Origin of the sequence: Kitasatospora sp. NPDC049258 (genome assembly GCF_040678895.1) — a bacterium.
Lineage (GTDB): Bacteria > Actinomycetota > Actinomycetes > Streptomycetales > Streptomycetaceae > Kitasatospora.
In genome coordinates this window covers 18,935-36,903 of sequence record NZ_JBFAQT010000044.1, presented here as the reverse complement: position 1 = coordinate 36,903, position 17,969 = coordinate 18,935, and the positions used below count along the sequence as shown (strand labels likewise).

General features: G+C 72.1%; 19 protein-coding genes. 7 read left to right on the top strand and 12 right to left on the bottom strand.

The genetic code is table 11. The annotated features are described in order from the left end of the window. Window positions 1-212: 212 nt before the first annotated feature. The gene (gene dtd / locus AB0K43_RS27025) at window positions 213-650 is read left to right on the top strand and encodes a D-aminoacyl-tRNA deacylase (RefSeq protein ID WP_363644178.1); all 438 of its coding nucleotides are present in this window, start codon (window positions 213-215) and stop codon (window positions 648-650) included. A 1-nt stretch (window position 651) separates the two neighbouring features. Here the strand turns inward: dtd and AB0K43_RS27020 are convergent, their stop codons facing one another. The 3 genes from AB0K43_RS27020 to AB0K43_RS27010 form a co-directional block, all read right to left on the bottom strand. Next, window positions 652-1,617: a glycine cleavage T C-terminal barrel domain-containing protein gene (locus AB0K43_RS27020; RefSeq protein WP_363644176.1), complete on the bottom strand. Its 966-nt coding sequence runs from the start codon at window positions 1,615-1,617 to the stop codon at window positions 652-654. Between the two features lie 42 nt (window positions 1,618-1,659). Continuing rightward, on the bottom strand, window positions 1,660-2,130 hold the full coding sequence (locus AB0K43_RS27015; protein WP_363644174.1) for a Fur family transcriptional regulator: 471 nt from the start codon (window positions 2,128-2,130) through the stop codon (window positions 1,660-1,662). An 89-nt stretch (window positions 2,131-2,219) separates the two neighbouring features. Further along, window positions 2,220-2,804, bottom strand: coding sequence for an FABP family protein (locus AB0K43_RS27010; protein WP_363644172.1), 585 nt, complete (start codon window positions 2,802-2,804; stop codon window positions 2,220-2,222). Window positions 2,805-3,076: 272 nt separating this feature from the next. Here AB0K43_RS27010 and AB0K43_RS27005 point away from each other — a divergent pair, with 272 nt between their 5' ends. Next, window positions 3,077-3,439 carry a DsrE family protein gene (locus tag AB0K43_RS27005; RefSeq protein WP_363644170.1) on the top strand — a complete coding sequence of 121 codons (363 nt, stop codon included), beginning with the start codon at window positions 3,077-3,079 and terminating at the stop codon, window positions 3,437-3,439. A gap of 41 nt (window positions 3,440-3,480) precedes the next feature. On the opposite strand, the gene AB0K43_RS27000 is transcribed toward AB0K43_RS27005, so the two are convergent. The 6 genes from AB0K43_RS27000 to AB0K43_RS26975 form a co-directional block, all read right to left on the bottom strand. Next, window positions 3,481-3,753: a DUF3099 domain-containing protein gene (locus AB0K43_RS27000; protein ID WP_363644168.1), complete on the bottom strand. Its 273-nt coding sequence runs from the start codon at window positions 3,751-3,753 to the stop codon at window positions 3,481-3,483. A 69-nt stretch (window positions 3,754-3,822) separates the two neighbouring features. Beyond that, the gene (locus AB0K43_RS26995; RefSeq protein ID WP_350637440.1) at window positions 3,823-4,113 is read right to left on the bottom strand and encodes a DUF1416 domain-containing protein; all 291 of its coding nucleotides are present in this window, start codon (window positions 4,111-4,113) and stop codon (window positions 3,823-3,825) included. A gap of 34 nt (window positions 4,114-4,147) precedes the next feature. Next, window positions 4,148-4,984, bottom strand: a complete 837-nt coding sequence (locus AB0K43_RS26990) for a sulfurtransferase (protein ID WP_363644166.1) — start codon at window positions 4,982-4,984, stop codon at window positions 4,148-4,150. A 217-nt stretch (window positions 4,985-5,201) separates the two neighbouring features. Next, entirely contained in the window at window positions 5,202-5,282 is an 81-nt protein-coding gene (locus AB0K43_RS26985; protein ID WP_350637490.1) for a putative leader peptide, read from the bottom strand. Window positions 5,283-5,527: 245 nt separating this feature from the next. Continuing rightward, window positions 5,528-6,199 (bottom strand): DUF2993 domain-containing protein, encoded by a 672-nt coding sequence (locus tag AB0K43_RS26980; RefSeq protein WP_363644164.1) that lies wholly within the window; start codon window positions 6,197-6,199, stop codon window positions 5,528-5,530. Window positions 6,200-6,332: 133 nt separating this feature from the next. Further along, complete coding sequence (locus AB0K43_RS26975) at window positions 6,333-6,638, bottom strand: MoaD/ThiS family protein (RefSeq protein WP_363644162.1); 306 nt, start codon at window positions 6,636-6,638, stop codon at window positions 6,333-6,335. A 662-nt stretch (window positions 6,639-7,300) separates the two neighbouring features. On the opposite strand from AB0K43_RS26975, the gene AB0K43_RS26970 reads away from it, so the two are divergent. The 5 genes from AB0K43_RS26970 to AB0K43_RS26950 all read left to right on the top strand — a co-directional run bounded on the left by AB0K43_RS26970 (window position 7,301) and on the right by AB0K43_RS26950 (window position 12,901). Next, entirely contained in the window at window positions 7,301-8,038 is a 738-nt protein-coding gene (locus tag AB0K43_RS26970) for a response regulator transcription factor (protein WP_363644160.1), read from the top strand. 133 nt (window positions 8,039-8,171) lie between these two features. Next, window positions 8,172-9,215, top strand: coding sequence for a LacI family DNA-binding transcriptional regulator (locus tag AB0K43_RS26965; protein ID WP_363644158.1), 1,044 nt, complete (start codon window positions 8,172-8,174; stop codon window positions 9,213-9,215). Between the two features lie 127 nt (window positions 9,216-9,342). After that, complete coding sequence (locus tag AB0K43_RS26960; protein WP_363644156.1) at window positions 9,343-10,554, top strand: trypsin-like peptidase domain-containing protein; 1,212 nt, start codon at window positions 9,343-9,345, stop codon at window positions 10,552-10,554. A 59-nt stretch (window positions 10,555-10,613) separates the two neighbouring features. Continuing rightward, a complete protein-coding gene (locus AB0K43_RS26955; protein WP_363644154.1) occupies window positions 10,614-11,387 on the top strand; it encodes a response regulator transcription factor in 774 nt (257 codons plus the stop codon). Beyond that, window positions 11,384-12,901: a HAMP domain-containing sensor histidine kinase gene (locus tag AB0K43_RS26950; protein ID WP_363644152.1), complete on the top strand. Its 1,518-nt coding sequence runs from the start codon at window positions 11,384-11,386 to the stop codon at window positions 12,899-12,901. Before AB0K43_RS26955 ends, AB0K43_RS26950 begins: the two co-directional genes overlap by 4 nt. Window positions 12,902-12,974: 73 nt before the next feature. Here AB0K43_RS26950 and AB0K43_RS26945 read toward each other — a convergent pair whose 3' ends face one another. The 3 genes from AB0K43_RS26945 to AB0K43_RS26935 all read right to left on the bottom strand — a co-directional run bounded on the left by AB0K43_RS26945 (window position 12,975) and on the right by AB0K43_RS26935 (window position 17,962). Beyond that, a complete protein-coding gene (locus AB0K43_RS26945) occupies window positions 12,975-14,780 on the bottom strand; it encodes a bifunctional metallophosphatase/5'-nucleotidase (RefSeq protein WP_363644150.1) in 1,806 nt (601 codons plus the stop codon). 239 nt (window positions 14,781-15,019) lie between these two features. Then, entirely contained in the window at window positions 15,020-16,369 is a 1,350-nt protein-coding gene (locus AB0K43_RS26940; RefSeq protein WP_363644148.1) for an ATP-binding protein, read from the bottom strand. A gap of 18 nt (window positions 16,370-16,387) precedes the next feature. Further along, window positions 16,388-17,962, bottom strand: coding sequence for an SCO6880 family protein (locus tag AB0K43_RS26935; protein ID WP_363644146.1), 1,575 nt, complete (start codon window positions 17,960-17,962; stop codon window positions 16,388-16,390). Window positions 17,963-17,969 lie beyond the last annotated feature (7 nt).

The window sequence follows — 17,969 nt, the reverse complement described above, 5'->3', positions numbered from 1 at the left end:
CGCCCGGCGGGCCGGCGCACCGTGCGGCGCCGTCCGACAGCGTGCCACCCCGGCCGGGCATGTGCACGCCTCAGCACCCGAACGGCCCCCTGGCGAACGGGGGTGGCTGATACGACCGGCGCAATCCCCTGGCACGCCCGCGCCCGTAGGGGCGCACTGCACGCCACCCCGGCGCGCGCCGAAGCGCTACGCGCCTCCGGCACAATGGCCGCATGCGAGCAGTGGTGCAGCGGGTGGCCGAGGCCGCCGTGACGGTGGACGGCGAGTGCGTCGGGGAGATCTCGGGCCCGGGGCTGTGCGTCCTGGTGGGGGTGACCCACCAGGACACCGCGGCCCAGGCGGCCCAACTGGCCCGGAAACTCTGGACGGTCCGGCTCTTCGCCGCCGCGGACGGGGTGGAGCGGTCCTGCTCCGACCTCGCCGCGCCGCTCCTGGTGATCAGTCAGTTCACGCTGTACGGCGACGCCCGCAAGGGCCGCCGCCCGACCTGGAACGCGGCCGCGCCGGGCCCGGTCGCCGAGCCGCTGGTGGATGCGGTGGTGGCCGAACTGCGGGCGCTGGGCGCCGAGGTGGCCACCGGGCGGTTCGGCGCGGACATGAAGGTGTCGCTGGTGAACGACGGCCCGTTCACCGTCCTGCTGGAGGTCTGACCTACTGCGGGACGACGACGTCCTGCGAGGCCGGCACGGTGCCGGCCAGCAGCACGGCGTCCACCGGTACGTTCCGCTTGACCAGCGCGAGCGCGATCGGCCCGAGCTCGTGGTGGCGGGCCGATGAGGTGACGAAGCCGACCGGGCGGCCCTCGCCGCCGTCGGTGGCCAGCCGGACCTCGGCGCCGTGCGCGGGCAGCTTCTCCTCGGTGCCGTCCAGGTGCAGGAAGACCAGGCGGCGCGGCGGGCGGCCCAGGTTGTGCACCCGGGCGACCGTCTCCTGACCGCGGTAGCAGCCCTTCTGCAGGTGGACGGCGCTGTCCAGCCAGTCCACCTCGTGCGGGATGGTGCGGTGGTCGGTCTCGAAGCCGAGCCGGGGCCGGTGCCCCTCCACCCGGAGCGCCTCGTAGGCCCAGATCCCGGCCGCCGGCCCGTAGCCCGCGGTGCGCCCGGCCAGCTCGGCGCGCGGCAGGAAGAGATCCCGCCCGTAGGGGAGTTCACGCACCGCGGCGGCGCCGTCGGCGGAGGCGGTGGAGCCGGCCGGCAGGTGCACGAGGGCGAAGTCGGCGCTCGCGTCGGTGACCTCGACCCGGTAGAAGAACTTCATGCTCTCCAGGTAGCCGATCAGCGCCTGCTGGGTGCCCGGCTCGACATGCGCCCAGGTGGTGGTCCCGTCGTCGACCAGGTAGAGCGCGTGCTCCACGTGGCCGTTCGGGGAGAGCACCAGCGCCTCGGTGGCCTGCTGCGGGGGCAGCTCGCTGACGTGCTGGGTGAGCAGCAGGTGCAGCCAGGCGAGCCGGTCGTCGCCGGTCACCGTGACCACGCCGCGGTGCGAGAGGTCGACGAAGCCGCGGCCCTCGGCGAGCTCGCGCTGCTCGCGGAAGATGTTGCCGTAGTGGGCGGCGACGCCCTCGTCGGCCCCCTCGGCGGGGACGGCACCGGGCAGGGCAAGCAGCGGGCTCTTCATACCGGCCAGCTTAGACCGACCCGCACCGGGGGCGTCGGGCGGTCAACGGGCGTGGGACTGCTCCCGCTTCGCGGTGCAGTCGGCGCAGCGGCCGAAGATGGCGAAGTGCTTGAGGTCGGTGTCGAAGCCGTGCTCGGCGCGCAGGCTGTCGATCAGCGGGGCGGCGATCGCGGTGTCGGTCTCGGTGATCTTGTCGCAGTCCCGGCAGACCAGGTGCAGGTGGGTGTGCCGGCCGGCCAGGTGGTAGGTGGGGGCGCCGTGGCCGAGGTGGGCGTGCGAGACCAGGCCGAGCTCCTCCAGCAGCTCCAGCGTGCGGTACACGGTGGAGATGTTGACCCCGCTGGCGGTCTTGCGGACCTGGGAGAGGATCTCGTCCGGCGTCGCGTGGTCCAGGGTGTCCACCGCCTCCAGCACCAGCTGCCGCTGCGGGGTGAGCCGGTAGCCGCGCTCGCGCAGGTCGGTCTTCCAGTCGGCGAGGCCCTGGAGCTCTGCGGGGGTGTCGGTCTTGGCCACGGTGTCGTCCCTGCCGGTCGAGGTCGTGAGACAAGTGTAGGGACCGACCGGGCGGTCGGTCCCTCAGCTTGCGGCACAGCGGGAGCGGATCAGCGGAAGAAGGCGATGCCGTCGTCCGGAAGGTCCGCGATGTCCTGGATCAGCTTCGCCGGGTTGAGCACCTTCTTCAGCTGCGCCGACATGTAGGGGCGCAGCGGCACCTCGGGCGCGGTCTTCTCGCCGACCCAGAGCAGCTCCTCGCCGACCAGGCCGAACAGCCGCTTGCCGCCGGTGTACGGGGCCGAGCCCTCGATCCGGGCGACCGCGTCGGTGGCCAGGTCGATCTGCGGCTTGCCGTCGTGCAGGCGGCCGTACCAGATCTCCACGGTGCCGTCGTCGCGGACCGAGGAGACCTCGATCTCGCGCTCGCCGGTGCTGCCGTGCTGGTTGCTGGTGACCCGCCAGAAGGCGTGCTCGTTCTCCAGCGGGCGGACCTTCTCGCCCTGCTCGTTCAGCACCCAGGTGCGGGAGCGGAACTCCAGGAAGGCGCGGCCGTCGTGCCGGAAAACGACCTCCTGGCCGAAATTGCACTTCTCGCTGCCGGGGAAGTCGTGCACACCGGCGCCCTCCCAGGTACCCAGGAGGAAGGCCAGCGGGACGACGTCCTTGTGGAGGTCTGAAGGGATCTCGATCATGTTCCTGGTCACTGTCGTCGGGACGGGTTCGCCATCAACCGTACGGCAGTCGAGGTCAGCGCTGGCCCTGGTACAGCTTCATCACCGAGAAGATCGCGAACCAGGTGATCAGCACGGCCATCAGAGCCAGCAGGCTGTCGAAGAAGATTTCGAGACCGGACACGGGGTGCTCCCATTGACGGCGTTGGCATACAGGGCGGACGCGGCCGAGTCTATCCGGCGGTGATCCCGCGCTCACGGTGAGCCCCACCACGTCGGGCTAGGGTGTCGCCATGTCGAAGAAGCTGGTCATCAAGGTCACCGCCGGGGCGGACGCGCCGGAGCGCTGCTCGCAGGCGTTCACGGTGGCCGCCGTCGCGGTCGCCAGCGGCGTCGAGGTCTCGCTCTGGCTGACCGGGGAGTCGTCCTGGTTCGCGCTGCCCGGCCGGGCGGCGGAGTTCGAGCTGCCGCACGCGGCCCCGCTGCCGGACCTGCTGGAGTCCGTGCTGGCGGCCGGCACGGTGACCCTGTGCACCCAGTGCGCGGCGCGACGCGGGATCGGCGAGCAGGACACCGTCGAGGGCGTCCGGATCGCGGGCGCCCAGGTCTTCGTCAGCGAGATCATGGCCGACGGCGCGCAGGCGCTCGTCTACTGAGCCGGGCGGCCAGGGCTTGTCCGACGCTTGTCGGACAAGCCCTAGCGCCGCTGCTCGTGGTCGGGGTGGTCCCGGTCGTGGCCGGGGTCGTCCCACTTGGGGTCGTCCCAGCGCGGGTCGTTCCACCAGTCGTCCTCGGGGTCGCGCCGGTTGGCGAAGATCGCCGCCAGCGGCGGGATCACCATCGCGACCACGCACATCCCGATCGCGGCGGGCACCGACCAGAACCGCACCACGCCCCAGGCCAGGACGAACAGGCCGAGGCAGACCCCCATCATCACGAAGTAGCGCACGTGGCGCCGGTGTGCCCGCACCTCTCCAGGGTATGACCGAGGGCCCCCACCCGGGCAGGGTGAGGGCCCTCGGCCGTGGATCCGGTCGGGTCAGACCGCGATCGCGATCTCGGTCAGCTCGCCCTGGGCGGCGACCACCACCCGGTCGACGCTCGCGCCGGGGACCAGGGCGCGCAGCGTCCAGGTGCCGGGGCGGGCGAAGAACCGGAACTGCCCGGTGGCCGAGGTGGGCACCTCCGCCGTGAAATCGCCGTTCTGGTCGAGCAGGCGCACGTAGCCGTGCACCGGCTCCTCGTCTCGGGTCACCGAACCCTGAATGATCGTCTCGCTGGCCACGTCAACTCCTGCCAGGTCCGGGCCGCCGGCCTTCGCACCGCACATGTCTGTCTTCCCTCTCTTACGGTGGAGCCGAGGCTCAGTTGTCGCCGAGCGCGATCGGCACGCCCACGAGGCTGCCGTACTCGGTCCAGGAGCCGTCGTAGTTCTTCACGTTCGGCTGCTCGAGCAGCTCGTGCAGCACGAACCAGGTGAGCGCGGAGCGCTCGCCGATCCGGCAGTAGGCGATGGTGTCCTTGGCCAGGTCGACGCCCTCGGCGGTGTAGAGCTCGCGCAGCTCGTCGTCGCTCTTGAAGGTGCCGTCGTCGTTGGCGTTCTTCGCCCACGGGATGTTGCGGGCGCTCGGCACGTGGCCCGGGCGCTGCGACTGCTCCTGCGGCAGGTGGGCCGGGGCGAGCAGGCGGCCGGAGAACTCGTCGGGCGAGCGCACGTCGACCAGGTTCAGGGTGCCGATCGCGTCCAGGACGTCGTCGCGGAAGGCGCGGATCGAGGAGTCCACGGCCTGGGCCCGGTACTCGGTGCGGGCCCGCTCGGGCTGCTCGACGACCAGCTCGCGGGAGTCCAGCTCCCACTTCTTGCGGCCGCCGTCCAGCAGCCGGACGTCGCCGTGGCCGTACAGCTTGAAGTACCAGTAGGCGTACGAGGCGAACCAGTTGTTGTTGCCGCCGTAGAGCACCACGGTGTCGTCGTTGGCGATGCCCTTGGCGCTGAGCAGCGCCTCGAAGCCGGCCTGGTCGATGAAGTCGCGGCGGACCGGGTCCTGGAGGTCCTTCTTCCAGTCGATCCGGACGGCGTTGCGGATGTGGTTCTTGTCGTACGCGGAGGTGTCCTCGTCGACCTCGACGACGACGACCTTCGGGTCGTCCAGGCGGGCCTGGACCCAGTCGGCGTCTACCAGGACGTCGCTGCGGCTCATGGTGGTTTCTCCATCCGGGGGCGGTTGGCGGAAGAGGCTGTTCAGGGGGCGCCGAGCAGCACCCGTCCGGACATCTGTCCGAATACTGGGACAGGGCGGAGCATGGGTGGCCTGGGCCGGTGAGGCTGGAGCTGGAGGTGCGAACGCCGCCCACTATCGCGGGTCGGGCCGTCGCAGCGGGTCGGGCGAGCCGGAGATGCCGGTCAGAACTGCCCGGTCAGCGCATTCGACACAGGCAGGTGGACACGCGGCACAGGTCTACCGCCCGCCGCTTTGTGAGATCCGCCTGTCGCTTCATGACGACGATGCTAGGGACCTTCCGGGGCCGCTGTCATCAGCGTGTCGAATGCTGAGACCAGAACGACCGAATACCGGGATTCTGCCCGATGGCACCCTTGGCGCACCTCGCCGGCCGGGCCGACCGGGCGCCGGACGGGCCCGACAGGAGGGCTGCGCGCACCGACGCTGGACAGCCCGTCTCGCGGAGCGGGACAGCGCGGGGCAGCGGGGAGCCTTGGCGGTCGGAGGGGGAGGGTCGGGCAGTCAGCCGATCAGGCGGACGTCGCTGCCCCGGAAGTCGAGCAGCAGGCCGTCCGGCTCGGGCGTCACCCCGGCGAGGCCCAGACCGGCCGGCAGGTTGCTCAGGGTGAAGCTCCGGGGCGCCAGCAGGTCCTTCACCCGACCGTTCAACGCCGCTGCCATACCGGTGAGTTGGAACCCGTCCGCGATGACGGTGTTGCCCTCGCTGTGCACCTTGCCCTCACCGATCGAGATCCCGGCCAGCGAGGCCTTCACCTTGCCGGGCCCGCCGTAGGAGAAGACCAGCCGGTCCGCCCCCTGCACCAGCTTGGCCGCGTCGGGGTAGGAGATCAGCCCGCTGCCCTTGGCGCTGCGGACGGTCGCGCTGCGATAGGAGCCGCCCACCGTCACCCCGGACAGGTCGGCCTTGAAGGAGTGCACCGCGACCTGCTGCCGACCGTCGCTCACCTGCACGTCGCCGGCCGACAGCCGGACACCGTCGAACTCGCCCGAGATCGCCTGGGTGAGGAACGGGAAGCCGTCGATCGAGACGCTCGGCCGGCTGCTCAGCCGCCCGCTGCTCACCAGCTGGTCGGCGGCCTCGTCCTCGGCCACCCCGACCGCGACCCGGTCCGCCCCGACCAGCAGGCCGGCCAGCACCCCGAGTCCGATCGTCAGCTTCAGCCAGCCCCGCATCTCACTCCCCCATGGATCGTTGCCGCCGGACGGCGCCGCGGTCGAGCATCCTCACAGCAGTACGGAGATACGACGATCTCGCCGGGGGTGATGGTTCCTGAACCCCCCACCACCCGAGGCCGGGCCCGGCCGCTCAGCCGCCGGCGAAGGGCGGCAGCACCTCCACGGTGCCCCCCGCGCGCAGCGGTACCTCGGCGTGGTCCCTGGCGCCCACCGGATCGCCGTCCACCAGGTACGAGCAGACCCCGAGCAGCCGCAGCAGCCCCGGCCGGCCGGCGTGCCGGGCCCGGACCTCGGCCAGCGCCTCGGCCAGCGTGGCGGCCAGGTAGGGCTCCTCGGCGAGGCCCGCCTCGGACTTGGCCGCGGCCCAGAAGCGGACGGTGCCGCTCACTCGTACGGGTGAGCCGGGTGCGGGCCGGGCATCGGTGGTCGCAGTCATGGCAACCCCTTCCAGTGATCCTCGCCCGGTGCGGCGGCCGGCTCCTGTGCCGGGCCACCCACGCCGAAGGTGTACACGTACCGTGCGGCCGGTGCGGCTCCCATGATGACCCCATCACCCGCCCGGGCGGCAACACCCCAGGTCGCACCGGGGGCCGGCGACGCGCCGCCGGGGTGGCGGAGGTCACGGCCCACGGCGCCCGATCGGGCCCGCCCGCGGCCGCTCTCCCCTCCCGCAGCGCGGTGTGGTCGGCTAAGCTCATGGCGTAAGGGATCCGGGCAGAGTCGCCCCCGGGTCCTTTTGTGCTTTCAGGACGCCAGTACGGACGTCCTTGCGAACGGCGCCCCACCCGCGCCGGTGCGTGAGGACCACCCCGCGAACGCGGTACAACGGTGTGCCGCCGCTGCGCCGGGGTGAAGCAATCGGCGTCGGGCCCCCGCCCGGCGCGGGCACAGACCGGAAGGTTCACGGATGGGCAGGGCAGCGGCGGAGCACCAGGGGTTGCGGGACCCCCGGCACCGGCTCCGCACCGCCGTGCGCACCGCCGGACCTCCCGGATCTCACCCTGCGGACGTTCCCCCACCCCGCCACGCAGCAGCGCCGGGCCGCCACCGCCCCCGCCGCCCTGCGCTCGCGACGACCCGGAAAGGGGACTACCGGGTATGAGTTCTCTCCTCCTGCTCACCAACGCCCTGCAGCCGTCCGCCGAGGTGCTGCCGGCCCTCGGGCTGCTGCTGCACAACGTCCGGGTGGCGCCCGCCGAGGGGTCGGCCCTGGTCGACACTCCGAGTGCGGACGTCATCCTGGTCGACGGCCGGCGCGACCTGCCGCAGATCCGCAGCCTGTGCCAGCTGCTGCGGTCCACCGGCATCGGCTGCCCGCTGATCCTGGTGGTCACCGAGGGCGGCCTGGCCGCGGTCACCGCCGAGTGGGGCATCGACGACGTCCTGCTGGACACCGCGGGCCCGGCCGAGGTCGAGGCCCGGTTGCGGCTGGCCATGGGCCGGCTGCAGGTGGTCGCCGACGACAGCCCGATGGAGATCCGCAACGGCGACCTCTCGGTCGACGAGGCCACCTACTCGGCCAAGCTCAAGGGCCGGGTGCTGGACCTCACCTTCAAGGAGTTCGAGCTGCTCAAGTACCTCGCCCAGCACCCCGGCCGGGTCTTCACCCGGGCGCAGCTGCTGCAGGAGGTCTGGGGCTACGACTACTTCGGCGGCACCCGCACCGTGGACGTCCACGTCCGGCGGCTGCGGGCCAAGCTCGGGGTCGAGCACGAGCAGCTGATCGGCACCGTGCGCAACGTCGGCTACCGCTTCGTGGTGCCGGAGAAGGCGGACAAGGGCGAGCGCCCGGGCGGCGAGCCGTCGCGCTCCACGGCGACGGCGCAGCAGGTCTGAGGCGACCGGCCGGCGGGCCGCACCCCGTCGGCCGGAGCGGCTTGCCCCGGTATGACCGGATCGGGTCCGGCCCGCTCGAAAGCAGCGTGACTCCGCTCATGGCGTGGACGTGCGACCCGCGTAGACTCCCTGCGTGGCCAAGGTGACGCGCGACGATGTAGCCCGACTGGCTGGGACCTCGACCGCGGTCGTCAGCTATGTGATCAACAATGGGCCGCGCCCGGTCGCGCCCGCGACCAGGGAGAAGGTCCTCGCGGCGATCGAGCAGCTCGGCTACCGGCCGAACAGCGTCGCCCAGGCGATGGCCTCCCGCCGCACCAACCTGATCGGCATGGTGGTGCCGGACGCCCGGCAGCCGTTCTTCGCCGAGATGGCGCACGCCGTGGAACGGGCCGCCTCCGAGCGCGGCAAGCTGGTCCTGATCGGCAACTCCGACTACGTGGACGACCGCGAGGTGCACTACGTCCGCGCCTTCCTCGGCATGCGGGTGGCCGGCCTGATCCTGGTCAGCCAGGGCCCCTCGCAGCGCGCCGCGGAGGAGTTCGCCGCGATGGAGGGCGCCAAGGTCGTGCTGCTGCACCGGCGCCCCGAGGCGATCGACGACGTCGCGGTGGTCACCGAGGACGTGGTGGGGGCCGAGGTGGCCGTGCGCCACCTGCTGGAGGTGCACGGGCACCCGTACGTGGTCTGCTTCGGCGGCCCGGTGGAGTCCCCCGCGCCCGGCGACCCGGTGATCGACCACGTCGAGGGCTGGCAGCGCGCCATGGAGGCGCACGGGCTGGCCGTCGAGCCCAACCTGGTGGACGCCCCCTTCCACCGCTACGGCGCCTACGAGGTCGCGGTGAAGCTGCTGCGCTCCCCGCAGCGCCCGCCGGCCATCTTCTGCTCCACCGACGACCAGGCGATCGGCGTGCTGCGGGCCGCCCGCGAGGTGGGCCTGCGGGTGCCCGAGGACCTCGCCGTGGCCGGCTTCGACGACATCCCCGAGGCCGCGCTCGCCGACCCGCCGCTGACCACCGTCGCCTCGGACCGGGACGCGATGGCCCGCGCCGCGGTCGACCTGGTGCTGGACGACTCGCTGATGGTCCCCGGCTCCGGCACCGAGCGGGTCCGCAAGTTCCAGTCCCACCTGGTGGTCCGGCGCTCCTGCGGCTGCGGGGCCCCCGACCAGCGGTAATCCCGTTCGCGGGCCGCCCGGCCGCGATCCGTACGCTGACCAGGCTTTATGAGAACCGAACGGGCTTCTCGGGAGGCTCTGACCCGGCTCTCATCGGATCCTCATCATCCGGGCGGACCTTTGCTCCATGAGCGAGCAGCAGCGCGGCAACCCCGGCCAGCAGCACCCCCACGACGCCCACGGCGTCCCCGGCACCCACGGCGTCCCCGGTGACCACGGCGCCCACGGCAGCCACACCGGCCACGGTGCGTACGGCCCGCAGCAGGGGTGGACCCCGCCGCCGCCCGCCGGGCCGCCGACCGCGCACGTCCTGGAGGGCACGGTGTTCCGGGCCGAGGACGGCCCGCACCAGCAGGGCTGGCGCGACGCCCCGGAGCCGCCCACCCCACCCGAGCCGGCCACCGGCACCGCCGCCCCGGCCGGCCGCGGCAGCCACGCCCGGCGCGGCCTGCTCAAGGGCCGGCTCCTGCTGGTCGCCGCGGTGGCGAGCGTCGCCGCGCTGATCGGCGGGGTCACCGGCGGGGTGCTCGCCGAGGCCCGCGACGGCCGGACCACCGCCGCCACCGTGGTCAGCCCGGTATCGGCGAAGTCCGACGGCACCGCGAACGTCGCGGCGGTCGCCGCGGCCGTGTCGCCCAGCGTCGTCCAGATCACCGTGAAGACCACCGGCGGCACCGCCACCGGCACCGGAGTGGTGCTCACCGCCGGCGGGCAGATCCTCACCAACTACCACGTGATCTCCGGCGCGGTCTCGGACGGCGGCCGGATCGGCGTCACCTTCAGCGACGGCAGCACCGCGAGCGCCACCGTCACCGGCACCGACAAGTCCCTGGACGTCGCGGTGATCGACGCCACCGGCGTCGGCGGCCTCACCCCGGCGGTCCTCGGCGACTCCTCCGACGTCCAGGTCGGTGACTCGGTGGTCGCCATCGGCAACCCCGAGGGGCTGACCGGGACGGTCACCTCCGGCATCATCAGTGCCAAGGACCGCAAGGTCTCCGTCCAGGTCGACGAGGGCGCCACCCAGGGCAACGGCGGCTTCGGCTTCCCCAACCTGCCCGGGCTGACCGGCAGCCGCTCCCCCGCCGCCCCCACCGGCGACACCGCCACCTACCAGGCGCTGCAGACCGACGCCGCGCTCAACCCGGGCAACTCCGGCGGCCCGCTGCTCAACGCCAACGGCCAGGTGATCGGGATCAACTCCGCGATGTACTCGGCCAGCGGCTCCAACTCCACCGCCGGCTCCAGCAGCGCGGGCAGCGTCGGCCTCGGCTTCGCCATCCCGATCGACAACGTCAAGCAGGTGCTCGGCAAGATGCAGGCCGGTCAGAACCTCTGAACCGGCCGTCCCCGCAGGACAATGGCCACACCGTACGGACTCAGAAAGGGCCCGAGCCCATGAATCCCCCCGCCGACGACCGCACCCCTGCCGAGGCCGCGGGCCCCACCGCCCGCGTCCTGGTGGTCGACGACGAACCCGCCCTGCGGGACGCCCTGGAGAGCAGCCTGGCCTTCGAGGGCTACGAGGTGGCCACCGCCACCGACGGCTACGAGGCCCTGGAGGCGGTCGAACGCCAGCGGCCCGACCTCGTCCTGCTCGACATCATGATGCCCCGGATGGACGGGCTCACCACCGTGCGCCGGATGCGCTCACGCGGGGACGCCGTCCCGGTGCTGATGCTCACCGCCCGCGACGCGGTCGGCGACCGGGTCACCGGCCTGGACGTTGGCGCCGACGACTACCTGGCCAAGCCCTTCGAGCTGGACGAGCTGCTCGCCCGGGTACGGGCCCTGCTGCGCCGCAACGCCCTGGCCGCCGAGGCCGCGGCCCGGGCCTCGGTCGACACCGACGACAGCGAGGTGCTCGCCTTCGCCGACCTGCGGATGAACCTGGCCACCCGCGAGGTCACCCGCGAGGGCCGGCCGATCGAGCTGACCCGCACCGAGTTCATGCTGCTGGAGATGTTCCTCTCGCACCCCCGGCAGGTGCTGACCCGCGAGCAGATCCTCAAGGCGGTCTGGGGCTTCGACTTCGAACCGTCCTCCAACTCCCTGGACGTGTACGTGATGTACCTGCGGCGCAAGACCGAGCAGGGCGGCATGTCACGCGTCATCCAGACCGTCCGCGGCGTCGGCTACGCCCTGCGGAGCGCCAACGGCGCGGCAGCGTGAGCGAGGCCGCCCCGCCCAAGCCCACCTACCCGCCCGAGCGCCCCCGGCGGCGGCCGCACCCCGTCCGCTGGTACCGCAGCCGCTCGCTGCGCAGCCGGCTGTCCATGCTGACCGCCGCCGCGGTGGCGATCGCGATCGCCCTGTCCGCCCTGGCCTGCTGGTTCCTGGTCCGCGACCGGCTGTACGAGCAGGTCCACAGCAACCTGACGGAGGCGGACTCGCTGTTCTCCGGCCCGGCCCGGCGGGAGAACTCCTTCACCTGCGACGTCACACCGACCGCCGCCCTGGCGGCCGCCCGGCGCTCCCCGGACGGCCTGCCGCTGCGACCGCTGAAGTGGGACGTCGAACTGATCTCCCCCGACGGCTCCGCCTGCTTCCAGCAGGGCGACGCGCACGCCATCCGCACCGAACCGGGTGACCTCTCCGCCCTCGGCGGCCACACCGCCGGCTTCCGGGACGGCGAGTACGCCGACGGGACGCCCGCGATGGTCCGGGTCGTCCCGGTCGATGTCCGCCTGCCCAACCAGACCGTCAAGCAGTACGTCGCACTGGTCGCCCAGCCCATCGAATCCGTGCAGGACTCGCTGAACAACCTCGCGCTGATCCTGCTCGGCGTGGTCGGCGTCGGCACGGTGGGCGCCGGGTTCATCGGCCGTCTGGTCGCCCGGTCGGCGTTGCGGCCGGTCGACCAGCTCACCGACGTGGTCGAGCACATCGCCCGTACCGAGGAGGTCGGCACCACCATCCCGGTGCACGGCAACGACGAGATCGCCCGCCTGTCCACCTCGTTCAACTCCATGTCCACCGCGCTCGCCAACTCCCGCGACCGGCAGACCCGCCTGATCGCGGACGCCGGCCACGAGCTGCGCACCCCCCTCACCTCCCTGCGCACCAACGTCGACCTGCTGATCCGCAGCGACGACACCGGCCGCGCGCTGCCGCCCGCCACCCGGGCGAAGATGCTGGCCAACATGAAGGCGCAGATGCAGGAACTCACCCTGCTGATCGGCGACCTGCTCCAGCTCTCCCGCCCGGACTCCCCCAAGCCGGGCGAGAACCTGAGCGTGGTGGCCCTGCACGAGATCGCCCACCGGGCGGTCGACCGGGCCCGGCTGCGCGGCCCCGGGCTGTCCTTCGTGCTGGACATCGCCCCCTGGTACGTGCACGGCGACGGGCCGGCGCTGGAGCGGGCGGTGATCAACCTGCTGGACAACGCGGTCAAGTACAGCCCGTCCGGCGGAGCCGTCGAGGTGGCGCTGACGGCCGGCCGGCTGACCGTCCGGGACCACGGGCCGGGCATCCCGGCGGAGGAGCTGCCGTACGTCTTCGACCGCTTCTGGCGCTCGCCGTCCTCCCGGCAGCTGCCGGGCTCGGGGCTCGGCCTGTCGATCGTGGCGCAGGCCGTCCGGGACGGCGGCGGCGAGGTCTCGCTCGGCCCGGCCGCGGACGGCGGCCCGGGCGCCCTGGCCACCATCCGCCTCCCCGGCCAGCCGGACCACCCGGCGGCGGACTAGACACGGCCCAGGCCTCGTGACGCCGAAGGGCGGGGCACCCGAGGGTGCCCCGCCCGGTCTGCCGCGGTGCGGGTCAGTCCTGGTCCTGGCCGTTGCCGATGATCTTGATCCGGTTCTGCGCCGGGATCGGCAGCGGGGAGCCGGCCTTGCTGTTGGCGCCCAGGTAGGCGGCGAACAGGTCGAGGTCGGAGACGCCGACCAGCTTGTCGGTGCCGGCCGCGAAGGCCGGGAAGCCGTCGCCGCCGCCGGCCAGGAACTCGTTGGCCGCGACCCGGTACGAGGCGGCCGGGTCGATCGCGGCGCCGTTCAGCTTGACGGAGTCGACCACGATCCGGGCGGCGCCGGTCTTGGTCAGGTCCAGGGTGTAGGTGAAGCCGGCCGAGTTCTGCAGGATCTTCGGCGAGGCCTCGTTGAGGCCGCTGACCTGCTGCTGGAGCAACTGGACGAGCTGGGCCCCGGTGAGGGTCTTGACCTGCATCATGTTGGTGAACGGCTGGACGGTGAACGCCTCGCCGTAGGTCACCACACCGTCGCCCTCGGCGCCGGAGGCCTTGTAGACCAGGTCGGAGCGGATACCGCCAGGGTTCATGAAGGCGACCTGCGCGCCACCCTTGTCCTTGGGCGCGAGACCGGCCAGCTGGGCGTCGGCGATCACGTCACCGAGCGGCTTCTCGAGGTCGGTGGAGCCGCGGCCGTTGATGTCCGCGCCGATGTAGCCGAGCGGGCGGTTGGCGATCGGGGCGGCCAGCTTGTTGTAGTAGTCGATCAGCTTGGTCATGTCCGCGGCCTTGGGCACGTCCCGCCGGACCACGTGGTTGGCGGCGGTCACCGAGGGGCGGACGATCGCACCGGAGCGCTTGTCCAGCTTGAGGTCGATCTCGGTGTACAGCCGGCCGAAGGAGGCGGCGCTGGTCACCGAGCGCGGCACGCCGTTCGGGTCCGGGATGCTGCACGCGTAGGCGTTGTGGGTGTGGCCGGTGACGATCGCGCCGACGGCCGGGTCGATCTTCTTGGCGATGTCCACGATCGGGCCCGAGACGCCGGAGCCGCCCGCGCCGCAGTCGAAGTCATAGACCGGGCTGGCCGGGTAGCCGCCCTCGTGGACCAGGGCCACGATCGAGTTGACGCCCTTGCGCTTGAGCTCCGCGGCGTACTTGTTGATCGTGGTGACCTCGTTGCCGAACTTGAGGCCCTTGACGCCCTCGGCGGTCACGATGTTGGGGGTGCCCTCCAGCGTGACACCGATGAAGCCGACCTTCACGCCGTTCACCTTGGTCACCCAGTACGGGTCCAGGATCGGCTTGTTGGTCTTCTCGTTGGTGACGTTGGCGGCCAGGTACTCGAAGTCGGCGCCCTTGAACCTGCGGCCCTTGACGTAGCAGCCGTCGGTCGGGTGGCAGCCGCCGTTCTGGAGCCGCAGCAGCTCCTTCGAGCCCTCGTCGAACTCGTGGTTGCCGACACTGGTGACGTCGAGGCCGAGCTTGTTCATCGCCTCGATGGTCGGCTCGTCGTGGAACAGGCCGGACATCAGCGGGCTGGCGCCGACGATGTCACCCGCCGCCACCGTCAGCGAGTTGTCGTGCCCCTTGCGGGCCTCGCGCAGTGCGGTGGCCAGGTACTCGATCCCGCCGGCCGGGGTGGACACGGTCTGCTTGGTGACCGGGTCGATCTCCTTGATGGTGCCCGAGGAGCCGGCCGGGGGCTCCAGGTTGCCGTGGAAGTCGTTGATGGCCAGCAGCTGGAGGTCCACGACCCTGGGCTGGTGGTGGCCGTGCGCCTGGGCGACGCCGGGCACGAGCACCGTGCCGAGCAGGCCCGCGGCGGCGGCGACGGCGTACGTCGCCTTGCGGTATCGACCGGTGAGACCGGTGTTGGGCATGAGGGATCCCCTGGACAGTCGGGGCCCCGCTGTGGGACGGGGCCGGGCTGGCGGGTGCGCCATATGATCCAGAGAAGCCTAGGGTCAACGCGCGTAGCTGTCAGGACCCTGGACGTAACGAGAGGGTTTCCTGGACACGTCATGAAGCCGAGCATCCGAGTGCCGGGCAGACGGACTGACGCCCCGCCGGACGGATCCGACGGGGCGTGGGCGCGGCGGCGAGCGGCGCGGGGCGGGCCTCAGCGCCGGGGCTCGGCCGCCAACTGCCGTTCGGCGCGCTGGCGCTCCTCCATCGCGTCCTCGGTCATCGCGCGGTCGGTGTAGACCAGCGGCCGCTCGGCCTCGGTGATGATGTGCTTCACCACCTGGACGTTGCCGTTGACGTCCCAGACCGCGATGCCCGGCGAGAGGGTGGGGATGATCTCGACCGCCCAGCGCGGCAGGCCCAGCACCCGGCCGGTGGCTCTGGCCTCCTCGGCCTTCTGCATGTAGATGGTCCGGGTGGAGGCCATCTTGAGGATCGCCGAGGCCTCCTTGGCCGCCGCCCCGTCCACCACGTCGGAGAGGTGGTGGACCACTGCGACGAAGGACAGTCCGAGCCGCCGGCCGAACTTCAGCAGCCGCTGGAACAGCTGCGCCACGAAGGGGCTGTTGATGATGTGCCAGGCCTCTTCCACCAGGAAGATCCGCTTCACCCGGTCCGGCCGCAGCCAGGTGTGCTCCAGCCAGACACCGACGATCGCCATCAGGATCGGCATCGCGATCGAGTTGCGGTCGATGTGCGAGAGGTCGAAGACGATCAACGGCGCATCCAGGTCGATGCCGTCCGTGGTCGGCCCGTCGAACATGCCGCGCAGGTCGCCGTCGACCAGCCGGTCCAGCACCAGGGCCACGTCCAGGCCCCAGGACTGCACGTCGTCCACGGCGACCCCGAGCGACTCCAGCGAGGAGAGCTCGGGGCTGCGCAGGGTGTTGATGATGTCGTCCAGCACCGGCTGGCGGTCCGTCACCGAGGCCACCACATGGGCGTGCGCGGCCTTCAGCGCGAAGCCCGCCCGCTCGTCCAGCCCGTGCCCCATCGCCACCTCGATGATGGTGCGCAGCAGCGAGAGCTGTCCGGTGGTGGTGATGGACGGATCGAGCGGGTTGAGCCGCACACCGCCGTCCCGGGCCGACATCGGGTCGAGCCGGATCGACTTTATGCCGAGCGCGTTGGCGATCAGGTTCCACTCGCCGACGCCGTCCTCGCCCTGCGCGTCCAGCACCACCACCTGGCGGTCCCGGAAGCGCAGTTGGCGCAGCACATAGGTCTTCTCCAGCGCGGACTTGCCGTTGCCTGACTCGCCCAGCACCAGCCAGTGCGGGGCGGGCAGCTGCTGGCCGTACAGCTGGAACGGGTCGTAGACGTATCCCTTCCCGCTGTACACCTCGCGGCCGATGATCACGCCCGAGTCACCCAGGCCGGGCGCGGCGGTGGGCAGGTAGACGGCCTGGGCCTGGCCGGTGGAGGTGCGGACGGGGAGCCGGGTGGTCTCCACCTTGCCGAACATCAGGCTGGTGAAGGCGTCGGTGAGGTTGCCGATCGCCATGGCGGTGCCTCCGAGGGGTCAGCGGCGGATGCCGGTGGCGAACGGGAGGGTGTTGACGAACGCCCGGTGGTGCTCGCGGTCGCACCACTCCAGCTTCAGGTAGCTCTTGCCGGCCGAGGCCCGGATGGTCCGCTTGTCCCGGGCCAGCGCCTCGGGGTTGCGGGCCGAGACGGTCAGGTAGCCGACCAGGTTGACCCCGGCCGCGCCGGAGGCGAGGTCGTCGCCGCGCTGGTCGACCCGGCCGGTGTGGGCCAGATCGCGCGGGTCGACGGTGCGGTTCATCTTGGCCGCGCGGTTGGCCTCGGCCTCGTCGTTGGTCTTCTCGGTCAGCATCCGCTCGATGGCGACGTCGGTCGGCTCCAGGTCCATGGTGACGGCCACCGTACGGATCACGTCCGGGGTGTGCACCAGCAGCGGGGCGAGGAAGTTGACGCCCACCGGGGTGAGCGGCCACTCCTTGATCCAGGCGGTGGCGTGGCACCAGGGCTCGCGGGTGGCCGACTCCCGGGTCTTGGCCTGCAGCAGCTGCGGGTGGGTGGCGTCCAGCTCGGCCGGCCAGGCGTTGCGCCGGCTCATCGCCTGGAGGTGGTCGATCGGGTGGTCCGGGTCGTACATCGAGTGCACCAGCGAGGCCAGCCGGGCCTGGCCGAGCGGCTGGCGGACCCGGATGTCGGCCTCGGCCAGCCGGGCGCAGATGTCGGTCAGCTCGCGGGCCATCACGGCGGCCAGCCCGTCGTCGTCCTTGGTCCGGCGGCCGGTGGCGTCCCGGCCCATGGCGTGCGCCTCGGCCGCCAGGTCACGGGTGTAGTGCATGCAGGCGACCAGGTAGGCGCGGTGCTGCTCGGAGGAGGTCGACACCATCGACTGGAGCTGGTCGTAGGAGTCCTGGAGCCAGCGCGGGGCGTCCTGGGCGCCGCGCCGCTCGACGTCCTTGGCGTGCGCGTCCGGGTCGGCGGGCAGGGTCCGGGCCAGGATCTGCAGCCTGGTCACGAAGCCGTCCCCGTTGGCCACGTGCTTGAGCAGGGTGCCGAACCGGTCGACCAGGGTCTCCTGGTCCTCCGAGTCGCGCAGGCCGACGCCCGGGCCCTCGATCTCGATCGCGGCGGTGACGGTCCGGCGCTCCAGGTGCATCAGCACCGCGACCTCGTCCGGCCCGAACGGTGCGCTCAGCCAGCGCAGCCGGCCCACCCCGGGCGGCGGCCCGACCTCGATCTCCCGACCGTCCAGCCGGGTGCCCGCGTCGATCACCTCGGACTTCCAGACCGCCCGGCCGCTGCGCAAGGTCCGCCGGTAGGTGCGGTTGATCTCCGCCCACTTGTAGAAGGTGCGCCGCCGGTAGGGCACGTAGACCGCCATGATGGCGAGCAGCGGGAAGCCCACCAGCCCGGCGATCCGCAGCGGCAGGATCGGCAGCAGCAGGCCCCACATCATGCCGAGGAAGGCACCGAAGATGATCAGCGCGATCTCACCGGTCTCCCGGTTGCGTCCGATCGGCGCGTTGGGCCGGGACTTGCCGATCAGGTACGTGCGGCGCTGGTGGACGTACGGCTGGGCGTACTGGGCTCCGTACTGGCCGAGCGGTTCGCTGCTCACCGACCCG

Coding starts and splice junctions, on each gene's coding strand:
- AB0K43_RS26990 (WP_363644166.1), bottom strand. CDS start 4,984: ATGAGCCGCAGCGACGTCCTGGTAGACGCCGACTGGGTCCAGGCCCGC.
- AB0K43_RS26955 (WP_363644154.1), top strand. CDS start 10,614: ATGAATCCCCCCGCCGACGACCGCACCCCTGCCGAGGCCGCGGGCCCC.
- AB0K43_RS26970 (WP_363644160.1), top strand. CDS start 7,301: ATGAGTTCTCTCCTCCTGCTCACCAACGCCCTGCAGCCGTCCGCCGAG.
- AB0K43_RS26945 (WP_363644150.1), bottom strand. CDS start 14,780: ATGCCCAACACCGGTCTCACCGGTCGATACCGCAAGGCGACGTACGCC.
- AB0K43_RS27005 (WP_363644170.1), top strand. CDS start 3,077: ATGTCGAAGAAGCTGGTCATCAAGGTCACCGCCGGGGCGGACGCGCCG.
- AB0K43_RS26995 (WP_350637440.1), bottom strand. CDS start 4,113: ATGTGCGGTGCGAAGGCCGGCGGCCCGGACCTGGCAGGAGTTGACGTG.
- AB0K43_RS26940 (WP_363644148.1), bottom strand. CDS start 16,369: ATGGCGATCGGCAACCTCACCGACGCCTTCACCAGCCTGATGTTCGGC.
- AB0K43_RS26960 (WP_363644156.1), top strand. CDS start 9,343: ATGAGCGAGCAGCAGCGCGGCAACCCCGGCCAGCAGCACCCCCACGAC.
- dtd (WP_363644178.1), top strand. CDS start 213: ATGCGAGCAGTGGTGCAGCGGGTGGCCGAGGCCGCCGTGACGGTGGAC.
- AB0K43_RS26980 (WP_363644164.1), bottom strand. CDS start 6,199: ATGCGGGGCTGGCTGAAGCTGACGATCGGACTCGGGGTGCTGGCCGGC.
- AB0K43_RS26975 (WP_363644162.1), bottom strand. CDS start 6,638: ATGACTGCGACCACCGATGCCCGGCCCGCACCCGGCTCACCCGTACGA.
- AB0K43_RS27020 (WP_363644176.1), bottom strand. CDS start 1,617: ATGAAGAGCCCGCTGCTTGCCCTGCCCGGTGCCGTCCCCGCCGAGGGG.
- AB0K43_RS26985 (WP_350637490.1), bottom strand. CDS start 5,282: ATGAAGCGACAGGCGGATCTCACAAAGCGGCGGGCGGTAGACCTGTGC.
- AB0K43_RS27010 (WP_363644172.1), bottom strand. CDS start 2,804: ATGATCGAGATCCCTTCAGACCTCCACAAGGACGTCGTCCCGCTGGCC.